This window comes from Burkholderia sp. Bp9016, assembly GCF_003857765.1.
Lineage (GTDB): Bacteria > Pseudomonadota > Gammaproteobacteria > Burkholderiales > Burkholderiaceae > Burkholderia.
In genome coordinates this window covers 20,970-40,084 of sequence record NZ_QTPY01000008.1, presented here as the reverse complement: position 1 = coordinate 40,084, position 19,115 = coordinate 20,970, and the positions used below count along the sequence as shown (strand labels likewise).

Annotated in this window: 14 protein-coding genes; 9 read left to right on the top strand and 5 right to left on the bottom strand. The window is 68.2% G+C overall.

The window, feature by feature from the left end; all coding sequences use genetic code 11:
* Positions 1-263 precede the first annotated feature (263 nt).
* The 5 genes from apbC to DIE13_RS11635 all read left to right on the top strand — a co-directional run bounded on the left by apbC (position 264) and on the right by DIE13_RS11635 (position 5,978).
* Entirely contained in the window at positions 264-1,355 is a 1,092-nt protein-coding gene (gene apbC / locus DIE13_RS11655; RefSeq protein WP_124827271.1) for an iron-sulfur cluster carrier protein ApbC, read from the top strand.
* Positions 1,356-1,488: 133 nt separating this feature from the next.
* Positions 1,489-2,025 carry a superoxide dismutase [Cu-Zn] gene (sodC, locus tag DIE13_RS11650; protein ID WP_124827270.1) on the top strand — a complete coding sequence of 179 codons (537 nt, stop codon included), beginning with the start codon at positions 1,489-1,491 and terminating at the stop codon, positions 2,023-2,025.
* Positions 2,026-2,220: 195 nt separating this feature from the next.
* Positions 2,221-2,790, top strand: coding sequence for a dCTP deaminase (dcd, locus tag DIE13_RS11645; RefSeq protein ID WP_006398615.1), 570 nt, complete (start codon positions 2,221-2,223; stop codon positions 2,788-2,790).
* 81 nt (positions 2,791-2,871) lie between these two features.
* Positions 2,872-5,151: an arginine/lysine/ornithine decarboxylase gene (locus tag DIE13_RS11640; protein WP_124827269.1), complete on the top strand. Its 2,280-nt coding sequence runs from the start codon at positions 2,872-2,874 to the stop codon at positions 5,149-5,151.
* Positions 5,151-5,978: a lysozyme inhibitor LprI family protein gene (locus DIE13_RS11635; RefSeq protein ID WP_124827268.1), complete on the top strand. Its 828-nt coding sequence runs from the start codon at positions 5,151-5,153 to the stop codon at positions 5,976-5,978. Before DIE13_RS11640 ends, DIE13_RS11635 begins: the two co-directional genes overlap by 1 nt.
* Positions 5,979-6,067: 89 nt before the next feature.
* On the opposite strand, the gene DIE13_RS11630 is transcribed toward DIE13_RS11635, so the two are convergent.
* From DIE13_RS11630 to DIE13_RS11620, 3 genes are all read right to left on the bottom strand, one after another.
* Positions 6,068-6,751: an HAD family hydrolase gene (locus tag DIE13_RS11630; protein WP_124827267.1), complete on the bottom strand. Its 684-nt coding sequence runs from the start codon at positions 6,749-6,751 to the stop codon at positions 6,068-6,070.
* Positions 6,752-6,845: 94 nt separating this feature from the next.
* Positions 6,846-8,255 carry an argininosuccinate lyase gene (argH, locus tag DIE13_RS11625; protein ID WP_124827266.1) on the bottom strand — a complete coding sequence of 470 codons (1,410 nt, stop codon included), beginning with the start codon at positions 8,253-8,255 and terminating at the stop codon, positions 6,846-6,848.
* Positions 8,256-8,361: 106 nt separating this feature from the next.
* Complete coding sequence (locus DIE13_RS11620; RefSeq protein ID WP_124827265.1) at positions 8,362-9,171, bottom strand: helix-turn-helix transcriptional regulator; 810 nt, start codon at positions 9,169-9,171, stop codon at positions 8,362-8,364.
* A gap of 175 nt (positions 9,172-9,346) precedes the next feature.
* Between DIE13_RS11620 and DIE13_RS11615 the strand changes: the two genes are divergently transcribed.
* A complete protein-coding gene (locus DIE13_RS11615) occupies positions 9,347-10,099 on the top strand; it encodes a class I SAM-dependent methyltransferase (RefSeq protein WP_124827264.1) in 753 nt (250 codons plus the stop codon).
* A 128-nt stretch (positions 10,100-10,227) separates the two neighbouring features.
* On the opposite strand, the gene ppc is transcribed toward DIE13_RS11615, so the two are convergent.
* On the bottom strand, positions 10,228-13,224 hold the full coding sequence (ppc, locus tag DIE13_RS11610) for a phosphoenolpyruvate carboxylase (RefSeq protein WP_124827263.1): 2,997 nt from the start codon (positions 13,222-13,224) through the stop codon (positions 10,228-10,230).
* Between the two features lie 217 nt (positions 13,225-13,441).
* Here ppc and hemC point away from each other — a divergent pair, with 217 nt between their 5' ends.
* From hemC to DIE13_RS11595, 3 genes are read left to right on the top strand one after another with little or no spacing between them, the layout of a single operon-like run.
* The gene (gene hemC / locus DIE13_RS11605; RefSeq protein ID WP_124827262.1) at positions 13,442-14,443 is read left to right on the top strand and encodes a hydroxymethylbilane synthase; all 1,002 of its coding nucleotides are present in this window, start codon (positions 13,442-13,444) and stop codon (positions 14,441-14,443) included.
* Positions 14,443-16,413: a fused uroporphyrinogen-III synthase HemD/membrane protein HemX gene (gene hemDX, locus DIE13_RS11600; protein ID WP_124827261.1), complete on the top strand. Its 1,971-nt coding sequence runs from the start codon at positions 14,443-14,445 to the stop codon at positions 16,411-16,413. The genes hemC and hemDX overlap by 1 nt, the downstream gene beginning before the upstream one ends.
* A 2-nt stretch (positions 16,414-16,415) precedes the next feature.
* Complete coding sequence (locus tag DIE13_RS11595) at positions 16,416-17,603, top strand: heme biosynthesis protein HemY (RefSeq protein WP_124827260.1); 1,188 nt, start codon at positions 16,416-16,418, stop codon at positions 17,601-17,603.
* Positions 17,604-17,704: 101 nt separating this feature from the next.
* Here the strand turns inward: DIE13_RS11595 and DIE13_RS11590 are convergent, their stop codons facing one another.
* Positions 17,705-19,009 carry an MFS transporter gene (locus tag DIE13_RS11590; protein WP_124827259.1) on the bottom strand — a complete coding sequence of 435 codons (1,305 nt, stop codon included), beginning with the start codon at positions 19,007-19,009 and terminating at the stop codon, positions 17,705-17,707.
* Positions 19,010-19,115 lie beyond the last annotated feature (106 nt).

Here is a 19,115-nt window from a genome sequence, read left to right as displayed (position 1 = left end):
GGCCCGCGCTCGCGGCAGCCGCGGAGGCGGCCGCATGCCCTGTTCGCCAGCGTGGCTGTTCGGACAGGGTGACGCGTCAGCCTCTACAATATAGGCGGTTGGCGGCCGATTTGGCCCCATAGCGTGCCGCACGCGAAGATTGCTCCGCCGCGCGCGTTCGCGCAATGGCGTGCAACAGATTCTTTCACTTTTCCCGCTTTTCGCAGCGTTATTTGATATTTCTTGACGTTTGCGCGCGAAAAAAACGTTTTCACGGAGTTTCGATGAGCATTGACCGGGCACAAGTCGACGCCGCACTGGCGGCTGTCGTCGACCCCAATACCGGCCGTCCGTACGCGGCGAACAAGGGCGTGCGCAACGTCGCGATCGACGGCGACGTCGTGGCGGTCGACGTGGTGCTCGGCTATCCGGCACGCAGCCAGCACGACGACGTGCGCGCGCGCATCGCCGATGCGCTGAAGGGCGTGGCGGGCGTGCGCGATGCACGCGTCGCCGTGTCGCAGGAGATCGTCGCGCACACGGTACAGCGCGGCGTGAAGCTGCTGCCCAACGTGAAGAACATCGTCGCGGTCGCATCGGGCAAGGGCGGCGTCGGCAAGAGCACCACGGCCGTGAACCTGGCGCTCGCGCTCGCCTCGGAGGGCGCATCGGTCGGCATTCTCGACGCCGATATCTACGGCCCGTCGCTGCCGACGATGCTCGGCATTCACGGCCAGCGCCCGGAGTCGCCCGATAATCAGTCGATGAACCCGCTGGTCGGCCACGGCCTGCAGGCGAACTCGATCGGCTTTCTGATCGAGGAAGACAACCCGATGGTGTGGCGCGGCCCGATGGCGACGTCCGCGCTCGAGCAGTTGCTGCGCCAGACCAACTGGCGCGAGCTCGACTACCTGATCGTCGACATGCCGCCGGGCACCGGCGACATCCAGCTCACGCTCGCGCAGCGCGTGCCGGTGACGGGTGCCGTGATCGTGACGACGCCGCAGGACATCGCGCTGCTCGACGCGAAGAAGGGCCTGAAGATGTTCGAGAAGGTCGGGATTCCGATTCTCGGTATCGTCGAGAACATGAGCATCCACGTCTGTTCGAACTGCGGCCACGAAGAGCACATCTTCGGCGCTGGCGGGGCCGAGCGGATGGCGAAGGATTACGGCGTGAACGTGCTCGGCAGCCTGCCGCTCGACATCGCGATCCGCGAGCGCGCGGACAGCGGGACGCCGACGGTCGCGGCCGAACCGGACGGTGCGCTGGCGCGACGCTACCGCGACATCGCGCGCGGCGTGGCACTGGCGATTGCCGAGCGTTCGCGCGACATGACGTCGAAGTTCCCGTCGATCGTTGTTCAAAATACGTAAAACCCTTGCGGGGCGGGGCCTCACGCTGTTTACGGCGCCGCGAGGCGCGGTATCATGGCGACTTTTCCCGGGTCCCTTTACCCGCCCGGCATGGCCGCCGTGTCGAACGGCCGCCAGCCGGCATGAGGATCGAATGAACCAACGACATCACGGCGTGCGCGCCGGCCGCGCGCGGCGCGCGCTGCTGGCCGCCGCCGCGCTGGGCCTGCTGGCCGGCTGTACTTCTTTTTCCTCGTCGCACGAAAAGCGCGCCGACGCGCAGTTGCAGCCGACCGTCGGCTCGCAGACGCGCGGCGCGGTGACGTTCGTCGAGCGCCCGGACGGCGTCCAGGTCACCTACAACCTGGTCGGCCTGCCGCCAAACAGCGATCACGCGCTGCAGGTGCACGAACGCGGCGACTGCAACGCGGGCGACGGTTCGAGCGCCGGCCAGGTGTTCGCGCCAGCCGCCGACCGGCTGCGCGCGGGCGCGCGCGTCGCCGGCGACCTCGGCAACATCCATGCGGACGCGAACGGCGTCGCGGCCGGTTTCATCGTCGCTCCCGATCTGGCCCTCGATGGCGTGCGCTCCGCGCAGAACCGCGCGGTGCTGGTCCACCACGACTCCAGCGATTCCGCGTTTCCGCAGCACGGCGCGGGGCCCGCGCTCGCGTGCGGCGTGATCCGTTGACGGCCGCTGCGTGCGCGAGCCGATGATCGCGTAAAATGTGCGCCTTTCCGGGTCGCTGCCTCGCGCCAGTGGCCCTTACCGATTGTCACGCAGCGTTTCCAGGCGCCCCGATATGAAACGACCCCAACGCTCACTTCGTTCGCTGTCCCCCGAGGGGACGGCCAGCCTTCTTGGGACGGCCCGGCGGAGGCTGGCATGAGCATCAAGTCCGACAAGTGGATTCGGCGCATGGCCGAAGAGCACAAGATGATCGAGCCGTTCGTGCCCGATCAGGTTCGTGCATCCGAGGACGGTCGCAGGATCGTCAGCTACGGCACGTCGAGCTACGGCTACGACATCCGCTGCGCGGACGAATTCAAGATCTTCACGAACATCAACTCGACGATCGTCGATCCGAAGAACTTCGACGAGGGTTCGTTTGTCGATTTCAAGGGCGACGTGTGCATCATCCCGCCGAACTCGTTCGCGCTGGCCCGCACCGTCGAATATTTCCGCATCCCGCGCACCGTGCTGACCGTCTGCCTCGGCAAGTCGACTTACGCGCGCTGCGGGATCATCGTCAACGTGACGCCGTTCGAACCCGAGTGGGAAGGCTACGTCACGCTGGAATTCTCGAATACCACGCCGCTGCCGGCGAAGATCTACGCGAACGAAGGTGTCGCGCAGGTGCTGTTCTTCGAAAGCGACGAGGTGTGCGACGTGTCGTACGCCGATCGCGGCGGCAAGTATCAGGGTCAGCGCGGTGTCACGCTGCCGAAAACCTGATCTGGTTGCATAACGTCTCACCAGTTTCCGGGTGACCGCTGCGCGTGACGCGCCGCGGTCGTTCTTTTTGGAGAATCGCCCATGAAGTTTCGTTTCCCCGTCGTCATCATCGACGAAGATTTCCGCTCCGAGAACATCTCGGGCTCCGGCATCCGGGCGTTGGCCGAAGCGATCGAGAAGGAGGGCGTCGAAGTCCTCGGCCTCACGAGCTACGGCGATCTGACGTCGTTCGCGCAGCAGTCGAGCCGCGCGTCTTGCTTCATCCTGTCGATCGACGACGACGAACTCATGCTCGGCGAAACGGGCCCGGACGGCGAGCTGCCCGAACTGGCGACCGCGATCATCGAGCTGCGTGCGTTCGTCACCGAAGTGCGCCGCCGCAACGCGGACATTCCGATCTTCCTGTACGGCGAGACGCGCACGTCGCGCCATCTGCCGAACGACATCCTGCGCGAGCTGCACGGCTTCATCCACATGTTCGAGGACACGCCGGAGTTCGTCGCGCGCCACATCATCCGCGAGGCGAAGGTCTATCTGGACTCGCTCGCGCCGCCGTTCTTCAAGGAGCTGGTGAAGTACGCGGACGAAGGCTCGTACTCATGGCACTGCCCTGGCCACTCGGGCGGCGTCGCGTTCCTGAAGAACCCGCTCGGCCAGATGTTCCACCAGTTCTTCGGCGAGAACATGCTGCGCGCGGACGTGTGCAACGCCGTCGACGAACTCGGCCAGCTGCTCGATCACACGGGCCCGGTCGCGGCGTCCGAGCGCAACGCGGCGCGCATCTTCAGCGCGGACCACCTGTTCTTCGTGACCAACGGCACGTCGACGTCGAACAAGATCGTCTGGCACGCGACGGTCGCGCCTGGCGACATCGTGCTGGTCGACCGGAACTGCCACAAGTCGATCCTGCACGCGATCACGATGACGGGCGCGATCCCCGTGTTCCTCACGCCGACGCGCAACCACTTCGGCATCATCGGGCCGATCCCGCGCGACGAATTCAAGCCCGAGAACATCCGCAAGAAGATCGAGGCGAACCCGTTCGCGCGCGAGGCGCTGCGCCAGAATCCGGACCTGAAGCCGCGCATCCTGACGATCACGCAGAGCACCTACGACGGCGTCGTCTACAACGTCGAGATGATCAAGGACCTGCTCGGCGACCTGCTCGACACGCTGCACTTCGACGAAGCGTGGCTGCCGCACGCGACGTTCCACGACTTCTACCGCGACATGCACGCGATCGGCGACGGCCGTCCGCGCACGGGCGCGCTCGTTTTCGCGACGCACTCGACGCACAAGCTGCTCGCGGGCATCTCGCAGGCGTCGCAGATCGTCGTGCAGGATTCGGAGAACCGCACGTTCGACAAGCACCGCTTCAACGAGGCGTACCTGATGCACACGTCGACGAGCCCGCAATACGCGATCATCGCGTCGTGCGACGTCGCGGCCGCGATGATGGAGCCGCCGGGCGGCACCGCGCTCGTCGAGGAGTCGATCGCCGAGGCGATCGACTTCCGCCGCGCGATGCGCAAGGTCGACGCCGAATACGGCGACGACTGGTTCTTCAGCGTGTGGGGCCCGGACGACCTGTCCGAAGAGGGCATCGGCTCGCGCGAAGACTGGATGCTGAAGCCGAACGACCACTGGCACGGCTTCGGCCCGCTCGCGGAAGGCTTCAACATGCTCGACCCGATCAAGGCGACGATCATCACGCCGGGGCTCGACGTCGACGGCGAGTTCGGCGAGACGGGCATCCCGGCCGCGATCGTCACGAAGTACCTGGCCGAACACGGGATCATCGTCGAGAAGACCGGCCTGTACTCGTTCTTCATCATGTTCACGATCGGCATCACGAAGGGCCGCTGGAACTCGATGGTGACCGAGCTGCAGCAGTTCAAGGACGACTACGACAACAACCAGCCGCTGTGGCGCGTGCTGCCCGAATTCGTCGCGCAGCATCCGCGCTACGAGCGTGTCGGCCTGCGCGACCTGTGCACGCAGATCCACGACGTCTACCGCGCGAACGACATCGCGCGCCTGACGACGGAGATGTACCTGTCGGACATGGAGCCGGCGATGAAGCCGTCGGACGCGTTCGCGAAGCTCGCGCACCGCAAGATCGACCGCGTGCCGCTCGACGAGCTCGAAGGCCGCGTGACGAGCATCCTGCTCACGCCGTACCCGCCGGGCATTCCGCTGCTGATCCCGGGCGAGCGCTTCAACAAGACGATCGTGAACTACCTGCGGTTCGCGCGCGATTTCAACGAGCGCTTCCCGGGCTTCCACACCGATATCCACGGCCTCGTCGCGGAAGAGGTGAACGGCCGCGTCGAGTACTTCGTCGACTGCGTGCGCGACTGATGGCGGCGCGTGGACGAATCCGGGCGATGCGCGCGGCGCTGGCCGCGCTCGTCGTCTGGGCGACGTGGCTGGCGGGGCCGATCGGGTTGAATGCGGCGCACGCGGAAGTGGCCGCTGCCGACCCGATCGACGTCGCGATGCGGCAGTGTTTCGCACGGCGCGACCGGTCGTCGACGGCCGGCCAGATCCAGTGCATGGGCGAAGCGCAGCAGCAGTGGCAGGCCGTGATGGATGGCGCATACCAGCGCCTGTCGAAGGATGCGCCGGCCGACGTGAAGCGCGGCTGGCAGGACAGTCAGCGCCGCTGGGTCACGTGGCGCAAGGATGAACTGCATCTGCTGAAGGCGGTGTACGACACGACGCGCGGGAGCGCATACACGATGTCCAGCGCCGACATGCAGCTGCAGCCGGTGCGCGATCGCGCGCTCGCGCTGCGCGCGGCGGCCGACCGTTATGCGCCGCCGGCCGCCGTGCCGGTCGCGGCGACGAGCGGTGCGCAGGGCGGCGCGAGCACGGCGCAAGGCGCTGCCGCGGCAGCCGGCGGCAAGCCGGCGAATGCCGCGCGCGACCCGGCGATCCAGCGCGTGCGGCCGTGCGTGCAGGATGCCGCGTGCGAGCACGCGGTATTCGACCTGAACCGCTATTACCAGAAGCTGCGTCGCAAGATGCCTGCGCATTCGGCCGCGACGCTCGTGCGCGCGCAGCGCGCGTGGGTGGCGTTCCGCGACGCGACGGCGCCGCTCGTCGGCGAGGACGGGCGGGTCGACCTGATCGGCGCGCGCATCGCGACGATGAAGCGGCTGTCGGAGACGGCCGGCAACAAGTAACGCGCGGGTCGCGACGGCGATCGTGCGTGACAACGCGAAACGGGCACCCTAGGGTGCCCGTTTGGCATTCGGGACGCTGCGTGACGTGCTTACGCGGATTGCTGCGTATCGAGGCGGCCGAACCACGACGGCACGAGCGCGACCGCGTCGTCGAGCGATGCGAGTACGTGCAGGCTCAACGCGACGATCTCGGGCGTGGGCGTCTTCAGGTCCGGTACGGTGACGACCGATGCGCCGGCGCCGGCCGCCGACTGCGCGCCGAAGTCGCTGTCCTCGAATGCGACGCATGCCTGTGCCGGCACGCCGAGGCGTTCGGCCGCGAGCCGGTAGACGGCCGGGTCGGGCTTGCCGCGCGAGACTTCGTCGCCGCCCGCGATCGCGCGAAAGAACGGCAGCACGCCGACCGCATCGAGTCGCGCACGGATCACGTCGCGTGCGGACGACGATGCGACCGCGCACGGAATGCCGGCCTGTGCGAGCGCCTCGAGCAGCGCGAGTGCGCCGGACTTCAGCGGAAACTTCGGATGGGGTTCGGGCGCGGCAAGCTGTTCGCGCACGCGGGTGCGCACGGCGTCGAACGTGTCGGGGTTGCCGATCAGTCGCGCGAGGATCACCTGGCCCTCGGCGAACGAGCGGCCGACGATCTGCAGGTAGTCGATCTCGGTCAGCACGACGCCGTGGGCGTTCGACACGTCGATCCACGTGTTCATGATGGTCCGCTCGGAATCGACGAGCAGGCCGTCCATGTCGAAGAGCGCGGCGGAGAAAATCATCGGCGGTATCCGGGAAGCGGGGAAGGCGACGGGCGGTGCGACGGCCGCCCGGATGAAAAACGGACGCCGAAGGCGTCCGTTCGTGACAGCAGGCTTACTTGCCGAGCGCGGCGCGGGCGGCCTTGACCGCCGCACGCACCTGGTCGGGCGCGGTGCCGCCCGGGTGATTGCGGCTCGCGACCGACCCTTCGAGCGTCAGGTAGCCGAACACGTCGTCGCCGATCAGGTGCGCGACGTTTGGCAGTTCCTGCTTCATCTCGTCGAGCGTCAGGTCGGCGAGATCGATCCCGCGGTCGTCGCAGATCTTCACCGCGTGCGCGACGGCTTCGTGCGCGTCGCGGAACGGCAGGCCGCGCTTCACGAGGTAGTCGGCGAGGTCGGTGGCGGTCGAGAAGCCCTGCAGCGCGGCCGCGCGCATCGCGTCCGGCTTCACGGTGATGCCCGCGACCATTTCCGCGAAGATCCGCAGCGTGTCGGCGACGGTGTCGACCGTGTCGAACAGCGGTTCCTTGTCTTCCTGGTTGTCCTTGTTGTACGCGAGCGGCTGGCCCTTCATCAGCGTGAGGAGCGCGATCAGGTGGCCGTTCACGCGGCCGGTCTTGCCGCGCGCGAGTTCGGGCACGTCCGGGTTCTTCTTCTGCGGCATGATCGAGCTGCCGGTGCAGAAGCGGTCGGCGATGTCGATGAAGCCGACGCGCGGGCTCATCCATAGCACGAGCTCTTCGGAGAAGCGCGACACGTGCGTCATCACAAGCGCGGCTGCCGCCGTGAATTCGATCGCGAAGTCGCGATCCGACACAGCGTCGAGCGAGTTCGCGCAGATGCCGTCGAAGCCGAGCGTCTTCGCGACCGCGTGACGGTCGATCGGGTAGCTGGTGCCCGCCAGCGCGGCCGCGCCGAGCGGCAGGCGGTTCACGCGGGTGCGGCAGTCGCGCATGCGTTCCGCGTCGCGCGTGAACATTTCCACATAGGCGAGCAGGTGATGGCCGAACGTGACGGGCTGCGCGACCTGCAGGTGCGTGAAGCCCGGCATGATCGTGTCCGCGTTCGTCTCGGCGAGGTCGATCAGTGCGCCGCGCAGGTCGGTCAGCAGGCCGCCGATGCGGTCGATCTCGCCGCGCAGCCACAGACGGATGTCGGTCGCGACCTGGTCGTTGCGCGAGCGGCCCGTGTGCAGGCGCTTGCCGGCGTCGCCGATCAGCGCGGTCAGGCGCGCCTCGATGTTCAGGTGGACGTCCTCGAGGTCGAGCTGCCATTCGAATTCGCCGCGCTCGATCTCGCCCTTGATCTGTGCCATTCCGCGTTCGATCGCGGCGAGGTCGTCGGCGCTGATGATCTTCTGCGCCGCGAGCATGCTCGCGTGCGCGAGCGAGCCGGCGATGTCGACGAGCGCGAGGCGCTTGTCGAAAAATACCGACGACGTGTAGCGCTTGACCAGCTCCGACATCGGTTCCGAGAAGCGGGCCGACCAGGCCTCGCCCTTTTTGTGCAGTTGGGACGTCATGGCGATTCTTCGAAGGGGAGTTGGGCGGCGTGCGCCGCCGAGGGAATCCCGCGATTCTAACATTCGCGGGGCGGCCCGCCGGCCTTTGCCGGCGCGGGCCGCTCGCTCAGTCGCGCACGAGGACCACGAGCTTCAGGTCTTCCCGGTGCGCGGGCTTCAGCGTGATCTGCTGGTACACGAGGCGGCCGTCGGCCGGGTGATCGAACTCGCGCAGGCCGCCTTCGCGCTCGAACACGTCCTGCGACGCCCAGTACTGCGCGAACGCGTCGCTGCCGGCCATCAGCGCGTCGATCAGCGCGCGGGTCGGCGCGTCGGCCAGGTGGCGGATCGAGTCGGCGCGGAATTCGGCCGCGAGGCGTCGCGCACGGGTTTCCCAGTCGACGATCAGCGTGCGCGCGGCCGGCGACATGAACGTGAAGCGCAGCAGGTTGCGGTCATGCTCGCCGTCGAGCCAGCCGGCAAACAGCGCCGCGGCCGGTACGTTCCACGCGAGCGCGGTCCATTGGCGGTCGAGCACGTAGGCGGGCGTGGCGATCGCGGCGACGGTCGCCGCGAGCGTCGGCGGCAGGTCGCCGGCCGCGACGTCGGGCTCGGCCGGGTCGCGCTGCGCGGCCAGCTCGAACAGGTACGCGCGCTCGGCCTTCGACAGCTGCAATGCGACGGCGATCCGGGCGAGCGCGTCGGCCGACGCCGACACCGGGCGGCCCTGCTCGATCCACGTGTACCAGGTCGGGCTGACGCCGCAGAGCTGCGCGACTTCCTCGCGCCGCAGGCCCGGCGTGCGGCGGCGCGGGCCGGGCGGCAGGCCGACGGCTTGCGGCGACAGCCGTTCGCGGTGCGCGCGGATGAATTCGCCGAGCGCGCGGGCGGGCGTCTCGTCGAGTGGCGGGGTGGGGGCGGAGGACGACGGGTTCATGCGAAAACGGCCGAAACGACGAAAAGGGAAAAAGGCGCTGGGCGCGGCGAGAATCAGGCAGGTGTAACGAATACCAGAATAACTGCTTAACTTGTACTGGTACAAGCGCGGCCCTATTGTAGCGATTCGCGCGCTGGCAGGCAGCGAGCGCCCCCACCAAAAGAAGGAGCGAACGATGAAACACCACGACCAGGTCGCCGATGCATTCGGCACGACGGCCGCCGCCTACCTGACGAGCACGGTCCACGCGACGGGCGCCGATCTGCAGGCGCTGGCCGACGCCGTGCGCGCGACGCCCGATGGCGCGGTGCTCGATCTCGGTTGCGGCGCGGGCCACGCGAGTTTCGCGGTCGCGCCGCACGTGCGCGACGTGGTCGCTTACGATCTTGCCGCGCCGATGCTCGCGACCGTCGACGGCGCCGCCCGTGAGCGCGGGCTCGCGAACGTCCGCACGCAGCAGGGCCCGGCCGAGCGGCTGCCGTTCGACGCGGGGACCTTCGACTGGGTGGTGAGCCGGATGAGCGCGCACCACTGGCACAACGTGCGCGCGGCGCTCACCGAGGTGCGTCGCGTGCTCAAGCCGGGCGGCCGCGTGCTGATGATCGACATTGCGGGCAACGACCATCCGCTGCTCGACACGTATCTGCAGGCAGCGGAAGTGTTGCGCGACGCGTCCCACGTGCGCGATTACCGTGCCGACGAGTGGCTCGCGATGTTCCGCGGCGCCGGGTTCGATGCGCACGTGGAGAGCCGCTGGCGCCTGCCGATCGATTTCGATACGTGGGTCGAGCGCATCCGCACGCCGGCCGACAGCGTCGCGGGCATCCGCGCGCTGTGGGCGCACGCACCCGACGAGGTGCGCGCTTACTATGCGGTGCAGGCGGACGGATCGTTCGAGCACGACGCGTTGCTGATCGACGCGCACTGAGTGCGCGGCGCGGCGGCTCGCACCGTCGCGCTTGCCGATGAAAAAAGCCTCGATACGCGCGGGCCGCGTATCGAGGCTTTCGATCTGCACCGCCGGCCGGCGCGGGGCGAACCCGCGCCGCACGTGGATCAGCCCGTATTGCGCAGGCCGGCCGCGATTCCGTTGATCGTCAGGTGAATCCCGCGCCGCAGCCGCGCGTTCGTGTCGCCCGCGCGGTGACGCTTGATCAACTCGACCTGCAGGTGGTTCAGCGGATCGAGATACGGGAAGCGGTTCTTGATCGAACGCGCGAGCAGCGGGTTGGTCGCGAGGCGGCCTTCGTGCCCCGTGATTTCCGCGAGCGCCTGCGACGTGCGCTCCCATTCCGCGACGATCCGCTCGAACACGTGCTTGCGCAGCTTGCGATCGGCAACGAGCTGCGCGTAGCGCGACGCGACCGCGAGATCGGTCTTCGCGAGCACCATGTCCATGTTCGACAGCAGGTTCGCGAAGAACGGCCAGGTCTTGTTCATCTTCCTGAGCAGCGTGACGCGCTTCGCGCGTTCGGCCGCGTCCTGCGCGCCGTCGAGATACGCGCTCACCGCGCTGCCGAAGCCGTACCAGCCCGTCAGCAGCAGCCGGCACTGCCCCCACGAGAAGCCCCACGGAATCGCGCGCAGATCCTCGATCCTGCGGTTCTTCGGATCCTGCAGCTTGCGCGACGCCGGACGGCTGCCGATGTTCAGCTCGGCGATCTCGGTGATCGGGGTCGACGAGAAGAAGTAGTCGGTGAAGCCCGGCGTTTCATAGACGAGCGCGCGATACGACGCCATCGCGGCATCGGACAGCGTCTGCATTGCGGCTTCGAACGCGGGCAGTTGCGCGGGCGCGTTCGACTGCGGCAGCAGCGACGCCTCCAGCGTGGCGGCCACGACCGTTTCAAGGTTGCGCCGGCCGATCTCGGGGTTCGCGAACTTGCTCGCGATCACCTCGCCCTGTTCGGTCAAGCGGATCTGGCCGTTCACGGTGCCCGGCGGCTGCGACAGGATCGCCTGGTAGGTCGGGCCGCCCCCGCGGCCGACCGTGCCGCCGCGGCCGTGGAACAGGCGCAGCGTGATCTTGCGTTCGCGGAACAGGTCGACGAGCGCGAGCTCCGCGCGATACAGCTCCCAGTTCGACGTGAGGAAGCCGCCGTCCTTGTTGGAGTCCGAGTAGCCGAGCATCACTTCCTGTTCGGCGCCCTGGTGCGCGATCAGCGCGTCGACGCCCGGCAGTGCGAAGTACTCGCGCATGATGCGCGCGGCGTCGCGCAGGTCGGGGATCGTCTCGAACAGCGGGATCACCATCAGGCCGCTTTTCGCGTTGCCGCCGAGCGTGCCGTCGAGCAGGCCCGTCTCCTTCTGCAGCAGCAGCACCTCGACGAGATCGCTGACGGTTTCCGTGTGCGAAATGATGTAGTTGCGTACCGCGCGCGGACCGAACTGCGCACGCACGTCGCGCGCCTTCTCGAACACGCCGAGCTCGCTTTGCGCGAGCGCCGAGTATTCGAGGTACGGCGAGCGCAGCGGACGCGGATCGGCGAGCGCGGCGAGCAGCACGCGCAGCTTGTCTTCCTCGGCGAGCGCCGCGTAGTCGGCTTCGACGCCCGCACGCGCGAACAGCTCGGCGACCACGGACTCGTGGATGTCGGAGCTCTGGCGCAGGTCGATGCTCGCGAGGTGGAAGCCGAACACTTCGGCCGCGCGCATGAGCGGCGCGAGGCGCGGTGCGGCGAGCGACGTGCCGTGATGCTCGTCGAGCGATGCGGTCAGCACCTTCAGGTCGGCGACGAACGCTTCGGAATCCGCGTACGGCACGGCGCGTACCGGCGGCGCACCGCGGCCCGCGCTGCGCACCGGCACCGTGCCCTCGCCGAGACGCACGCGCGCGCTCGCGGCGAGTCGCGTGTAGATGCCGATCAGCGCGCGGCGATACGGTTCGTCGACGCGATGCGGCGACTGGTCGGGCGATGCCGCCGCGAGCGCCTTCACCGCGTCGTTCGCGCCGACCAGCAGGTTCGATACCGACAACTCGGCGCCGAGCTTGTGCACTTGTTCCAGATAGTGTTCGAGGATCACCGCGGCCTGGCGGGTGATCGCTTCGTCGAGCGTCGGGGCCGTCACGTTCGGGTTGCCGTCGCGGTCGCCGCCGATCCAGCTGCCCATCTGGAAGAACGCGGGCACGCGCGCTTGCAGGCCGTGCTCGGCGAGCGCGGCCTCGATGTCGCCGTACAGCGCCGGCAGTTCGTCGAGGAATGTCGCGCGGTAGTACGACAGCGCGTTCTCGATCTCGTCGCCGACCGTCAGGCGTGCATCGCGCAGCATGCGGGTCTGCCACAGCGCGGTGACGCGCGCGCGCAGCATCGATTCGTTGTATGCGCGTTCGCGCGCGGTGAGCGGCTGGTCGCGCTCGGCGAGCAGGCGTGCGATGTCGTGCTGCGCATCGAGGATGCTCTTGCGCTGCACTTCGGTCGGGTGAGCGGTCAGCACCGGGACGATCAGCGCATCGTCGAAGAAGCGCTGCAGCAGGCGCTTGGACGCGTTGCCGGTGGTCTTCAGCTGTTCGAGCGCGTACGCGACGGTGCCGGGCTGCGGCGTGGAACCGGCCAGCGCGTGGATGCGGCGGCGGCGGTTGTGGTGGCGGTCTTCCGCGATGTTCGCGAGGTGCGAGAAATAGCTGAACGCGCGCACGACGCTCACCGTCTGCTCCGGCGTCAGCTTGCGCAGCTTCTTCTCGAGTGTCTGCGCGGCCTCGCTGTCGTCTTCGCGGCGAAACTTCACCGCCGTCTGGCGAATGGTTTCGACGACGTCGAACACCGTGTCGCCTTCCTGCTCGCGCACCACGTCGCCGAGCAGGCGGCCGAGAAAGCGGATGTCTTCGAACAGCGGGCCGTCCTTGTCCTCGCGTGTACGGGCGCCGGGCTTCGATGCGCGGGCCGCCGGACCGGCGGTCTTGATGGTGCGTTTTGTCTGACGTATCGGGTCTTTCGGTTTCGTTGCCGTTTTCGCACGGCCGTTCGCGGCAGTGGCGACGGTGCCCGTCTGGGCGTCGGAGGAGGGCAGGGCAGCATTGCGGCGCGCCGTACGCGCCGATCCGGAAGACTTCACGATGGGTTTCCTTGGGAAAGCTCGAGTCAAAAGGGACTGCGGGGACTGCGGAAACTACGGGAACTGCGGTCAAGCAACCAGCTACGTGCGGCACATTCGCGCATCGGTGTCGCCGCCCGCGCCGAAGCGCGGCGGGCGCAGGCTCCGGGCCCGGGCGGGCTGGGGCGTGCGTGCTACCATTGTTCGATCTTCAATCCCGTCCTTCGATGTTCCAGCAATGAATTCCGAGATTCCTGCGGCAGGGCCGCGACAGACGCAGCCGCCCGCGACGCTGACGATTGCTTCGCGTGAGAGCCGCCTGGCGATGTGGCAAGCCGAACATGTGCGTGATGCGCTGCGCAAATTATATCCAGCTTGTGACGTGAAAATCCTCGGGATGACGACCCGTGGCGATCAGATTCTCGATCGTACGCTGTCGAAGGTCGGCGGCAAGGGCCTGTTCGTGAAGGAACTGGAGAATGCGCTCGCCGACGGTCGTGCCGATCTGGCCGTGCATTCGCTGAAGGACGTGCCGATGGCGCTGCCCGACGGTTTCGCGCTGACGGCGATCATGGAGCGCGAGGATCCGCGCGACGCGTTCGTGTCGAACGACTACGCGTCGCTCGACGCGCTGCCGGCCGGCGCGGTCGTCGGCACGTCGAGCCTGCGCCGCGAGGCGATGCTGCGCGCGCGCTATCCGCACCTCGACGTGCTGCCGCTGCGTGGCAACCTCGACACGCGCCTGTCCAAACTGGATCGCGGCGATTACGCGGCGATCATCCTCGCGGCCGCGGGCCTGAAGCGCCTCGGCCTGGAAGCGCGGATCCGCGCGCTGATCGATGTCGAGGACAGCCTGCCGGCCGCCGGTCAGGGTGCGCTCGGCATCGAGATCGCCGCGCACCGCGCCGACGTCGCGGCGTGGCTGGCACCGCTGCATGACCGCCAGACCGCGCTCGCGGTCGAGGCCGAGCGGATGGTGTCGCGTGCGCTCGGCGGCAGCTGCGAAGTGCCGCTCGCCGCGCATGCGGTGTGGCGCGCGGGCGAACTGTACCTGACGGGCCGCGTGTCGACGACCGACGGCCAGCGCGTGCTGACGGCCGACGAGTGCGGAGCCGTCATGACGGTTGCCGATGCGCTTGCGCTCGGCCGCGCGGTGTCCGACGCGCTCGAGTCGCAGGGCGCGCTCGACATCGTCAACGCACTGCTCGCCGCGTCGCAGGCCGGCAAGGGCGACGCCTGATGGCGGGCGGCGCGCGCGCGTTCACCGCCGTCCTGACCCGCCCGGACGGCCAGTCGGCCGCACTCGCGTCGCAGCTGGCCGAAGCCGGCTGCGACGTGCTCGAATTTCCGCTGATCGACATCGCGCCGGTCGACGATCCGGCGCCGCTCGACGCCGCGCTCGCGGCGCTCGCCGACTACGCGCTCGTGATCTTCGTGTCGCCGAATGCGATCGAGCGCGCGCTCGCGCAGTACGGTGCCATCTGGCCGAATGCGTTGCCGGTCGGCGTCGTCGGGCCGGGCAGCGTCGCCGCGCTCGAGCGCCACGGCATCGCGGTGCCCGCGCATCGCGTGATCGCACCGCAGGTGCCTGCCGACGGCGGCGTCCCTCATTACGATTCCGAAAGCCTGTTCGCGAGCATCGAGGCCGCGTTCGGCGGCGCGCAGGCGCTCGCCGGCAAACGCGTGCTGATCGTGCGCGGCGACGGCGGGCGCGAATGGCTCGCCGAGCGCCTGCGCGAAGCCGGTGCGGACGTCACGCTCGTCGCGGCTTACCGGCGCGTCGTGCCGGAGCCGCGCGTGGCCGTGTGGGAGCGCGTGCATGCGCTGCTCGCCGGCGCGCCGCATGCGTGGCTCGTCACGAGCTCGGAAGGCGTGCGCAACCTGCACGAACTCGCCCGCACGCACCTGAACGACACGGAGATCGACGCGCTGAAGCATGCGCCGCTCGTGACGCCGCACCCGCGCATCGAGCAGACCGCGCGCGCACTGGGTTTTGATAGGATTACGCTGACCGGCGCGGGCGATGAGCGCATCGTCCGCGCGTTTCGAACGATGGCCGACGAGGCCGTCCAACCGGCGACAGCCGCACCGGTGACTAAACGCATGACAGATACCAACGATTCCAAAAGCGTCGCTTCCCAGCCGGCCGCTGCATCCGCACCGCCGCCCAGTCCTCCTTATCTCGGGTCCGAGCCGCATGCGCGCCGCGGCGGCAGCGCGGCGCTGTGGTTCGTCATCGTCGTGCTCGGCTGCGCGGCCGGTGTCGGCGGCTACGCGTTGAACCGCAAGGTCGACCGGCTCGGCGATTCGTTCGTCGCGCGCCAGAAGACGCTCGATGCGCAGACGGCCGAGACCCGCATGAAGACCGAGCAGGCGCTTGCGAGCACGCATCAGGTCGACACGCAGCTCGCGCAGCTCGACGGCAAGCTCGCCGATGCGCAGAGCGCGCAGCAGGCGCTGCAACAGCAGTACCAGGACCTGTCGCGCAACCGCGATGCATGGATGCTCGAGGAAGTCGACCAGATGCTGTCGAGCGCGAGCCAGCAGCTGCAGCTGACGGGCAACACGCAACTCGCACTGATCGCGCTGCAGAATGCCGATGCACGCCTTGCGACGTCGCAGAGCGCGCAGGCTGTCACGGTGCGCAAGGCGCTCGCTCTGGACATCGAGAAGCTGAAGGCCGCGCCATCTGCCGACCTCACGGGCCTCGCGATCAAGCTCGACGACGCGATCGCGAAGATCGACACGCTGCCGCTGTCGGGCGAGGCGATCGTCCCGCACGCGACGCCGAAGGCCGCGCCGTCCGCCGCCGCGTCGTCGGTCGCCGCCGACACGCCGCGCTGGAAGGTGTGGTGGCATGACTTCTCGGCCGGCCTCGGCCAGCAACTGAAGGGCCTCGTGCAGGTGCGTCGGATCGACAACGCCGATGCGATGCTCGCGTCGCCCGACCAGGGCTACTTCGTGCGCGAGAACGTGAAGCTGCGCCTGCTCACCGCGCGGCTGTCGCTGCTCGCACGCAACGACAGCGCGATGAAGGCCGACCTGCACGCCGCGCAGGCGTCGCTCGGCAAGTATTTCGACCAGGCATCGAAGGACACGCAATCGGTCGAGGATCTGCTCAAGCAGGTCGACAGCGCATCGCTGACGGTCGCGGTGCCGAACCTGAACACGAGCCTGAACGCCGTTCAGCAGTTCAAGAGCCGGGGGTAACGATGACGCTTCGAGGAATCGTCTGGCTCGCGATCCTGTTCGCGATCGCCGTGGCACTTGCCACCATCGGCCATTTCGATGCGGGGCAGGTGCTGCTCGTCTACCCGCCGTACCGGGTCGACGTGTCGCTGAACCTGTTCGTGATCGCCATCGTCGTGCTGTTCATCGTCGTGTATGCGCTGCTGCGCATCGTGCGCAACATCTGGCGCATGCCGCAGCGGGTCGCTGCGTATCGCGCGCGTTCGCGTAACGAGAAGGCCCAGGCGTCGCTGCGCGATGCGATCGCGAACCTGTACGCGGGCCGCTTCTCGCGTGCCGAGAAGGCCGCGCGCGATGCGCTCGCGGTCGATGCGAACCAGGGCGCCGCGAGCCTCGTTGCCGCGACGGCCGCGCACCGGATGCACGAGTACGCGCGTCGCGACGACTGGCTGTCGAAGGTCGATGCGCCCGAGTGGCAGGACGCACGGCTGCTCGCGTCGGCCGACATGCGCGCCGACGCACGCGATGCGGATGGCGCACTCGCCGCGCTGGCCGACATGCAGGCGGGCGGCAAGCGTATTCATGCGCAACAGGTCGCGCTGCGCGCGCAACAGCAGTTGAAGAACTGGGCCGAGGTGCTCAAGCTCGCGAAGGCGCTGGAGAAGCGCGAGGCGCTGCATCCGGCCGCGGCCGTGCGGCTGCGCCAGCAGGCCGCGGAGAACCTGCTGCGCGAACGCCGGCACGATCCGGATGCGCTGCTCGAAGTGTGGCAGTCGCTGTCGCCGCTCGAGCGCCAGTCGCCGCGTCTCGCCGATCTCGCGGCTGACCTGCTGGTGCCGCTCGAGCGCCGCACCGAAGCGCGCCGCATCGTCGAGGACGCGCTCGCGCACAACTGGGATGCACGTCTGCTGCGCCGCTATCCGGACACCGCCGGCGGCGATGCGCTCCCGCTGATCCAGAAGGCCGAAGGATGGAAGAAGGATCACCCGGACGATGCCGACCTGCTGTTCGCGTTGGGCCGCCTCTGCCAGCAGCAGCAGCTGTGGGGCAAGGCGCAGTCGTTCCTCGAGGCGGCGCTGAAGCAGGCCGACAACGAGGCGCTGAAGGTGCGTGCGCACCGTGCGCTCGCGCGCCTGTTCGAGCATCTCGGCGAAACCGACAAGGCCGCCAGGCACTACCGCGAAAGCGCGCTCGCGATCACCGTGGTCTGACGCGCCGCTGCGTCCAGAGCCCCTAACGCCGATCGGCCTTCGGGGCTTTTTCGTCCGTTGCAAGCCGGCCCGAATGCGTTACGCGCCGAGCTTGCGCAGCATCACTTGTCGACCAGCCGTTTCGGCACCGACAGCGCGAGCAGCCCGCCGAGCACGAGGAACGCGGCGAGCATGTACATGCCCGCGTCGTTCGCGCCGGTCGCCTGCTTGAGCCAGCCCATCATGTACGGGCTCAGGAAGCCCGCGAGGTTGCCGATCGAGTTGATCATCGCGATGCCGGCGGCGGCGGCCGCGCCGCCGAGGAATGCGGTCGGCAGGCTCCAGAACAGCGGCAGCGTGGTCAGGATGCCCATCGTCGCGAGCGTGAGGCCGAGCATCGCGAGAGCCGTCTGATGCGCCCAGATCACCGACAGCACGAGGCCGAGCGCGCCGAACGCGGCTGGAATCGCCAGGTGCCAGCGTCGTTCGCGGCGCTTGTCTGCACTGCGCGCGATCAGGATCATCGCGACGACCGCCACCGCATACGGAATCGCCGACAGCAGGCCGATCATGAACGTGTCGACGACGCCGGTCGCCTTGATGATCGTCGGCAGCCAGAAGCCGACGCCGTAAAGGCCCATCACGAACGAGAAGTAGATGAGCGCCATCAGCCACACGCGCGGGCTCGACATCACCGTGCCGAGCGGCAAATCTTCCTTCGTCGCTTCTTCCGCTTCGACGTTGCGCGCGAGCAGCGCCTTTTCGTCGTCGGTGAGCCATTTCGCCTTCGAGATCCGGTCGTCGAGCGCGAAGAAGATGAGCACGCCGGCCAGCACCGACGGAATCCCTTCGAGCAGGAACAGCCATTGCCAGCCGTGCCAGCCGCTCACGCCGTTGAACGCCTTCAGGATGAATCCGGAGATCGGGCCGCCGATCACGCCCGACAATGCGACGGCCGTCATGAAGAACGTCGTCATCCGGCCGCGGCGGTGCGCGGGATACCAGTACGTGAGGTACAGGATCACGCCGGGGAAGAAGCCGGCCTCGGCGACGCCGAGCAGGAAGCGCATCACATAGAACATCGCCGGCGTCGTGACGAACATCGTCAGGATCGAGATCACGCCCCACGTCGCCATGATGCGCGCGATCCACACGCGTGCGCCGACCTTGTGCAGGATGATGTTGCTCGGGACTTCGAACAGAAAGTAGCCGAAAAAGAAGATCCCGGCGCCGAGCCCGTAGACGGTGTCGCTGAGGTTCAGGTCGCTCGCCATCTGCAGCTTCGCGAAGCCGACGTTCACGCGGTCGAGATACGCGACCACGTAGCACAGCAGCAGCAGCGGGGTGAGCCGCCAGGACACCTTGCGGTAGGTTGCTTCCTCGAATGCGCCGGACGAGCCCGGCAGCGACTGCGTCGATGTTGCCATGTTGTCTCCTGTCCTTTCTTGTGGTGGCCGGAGCCGGCGCGGCGGCGCCCGATCCGGGGTCGTGCGAGGCAATGCTCATGCGAAGATGCGGCGCCGGCCGGCATTG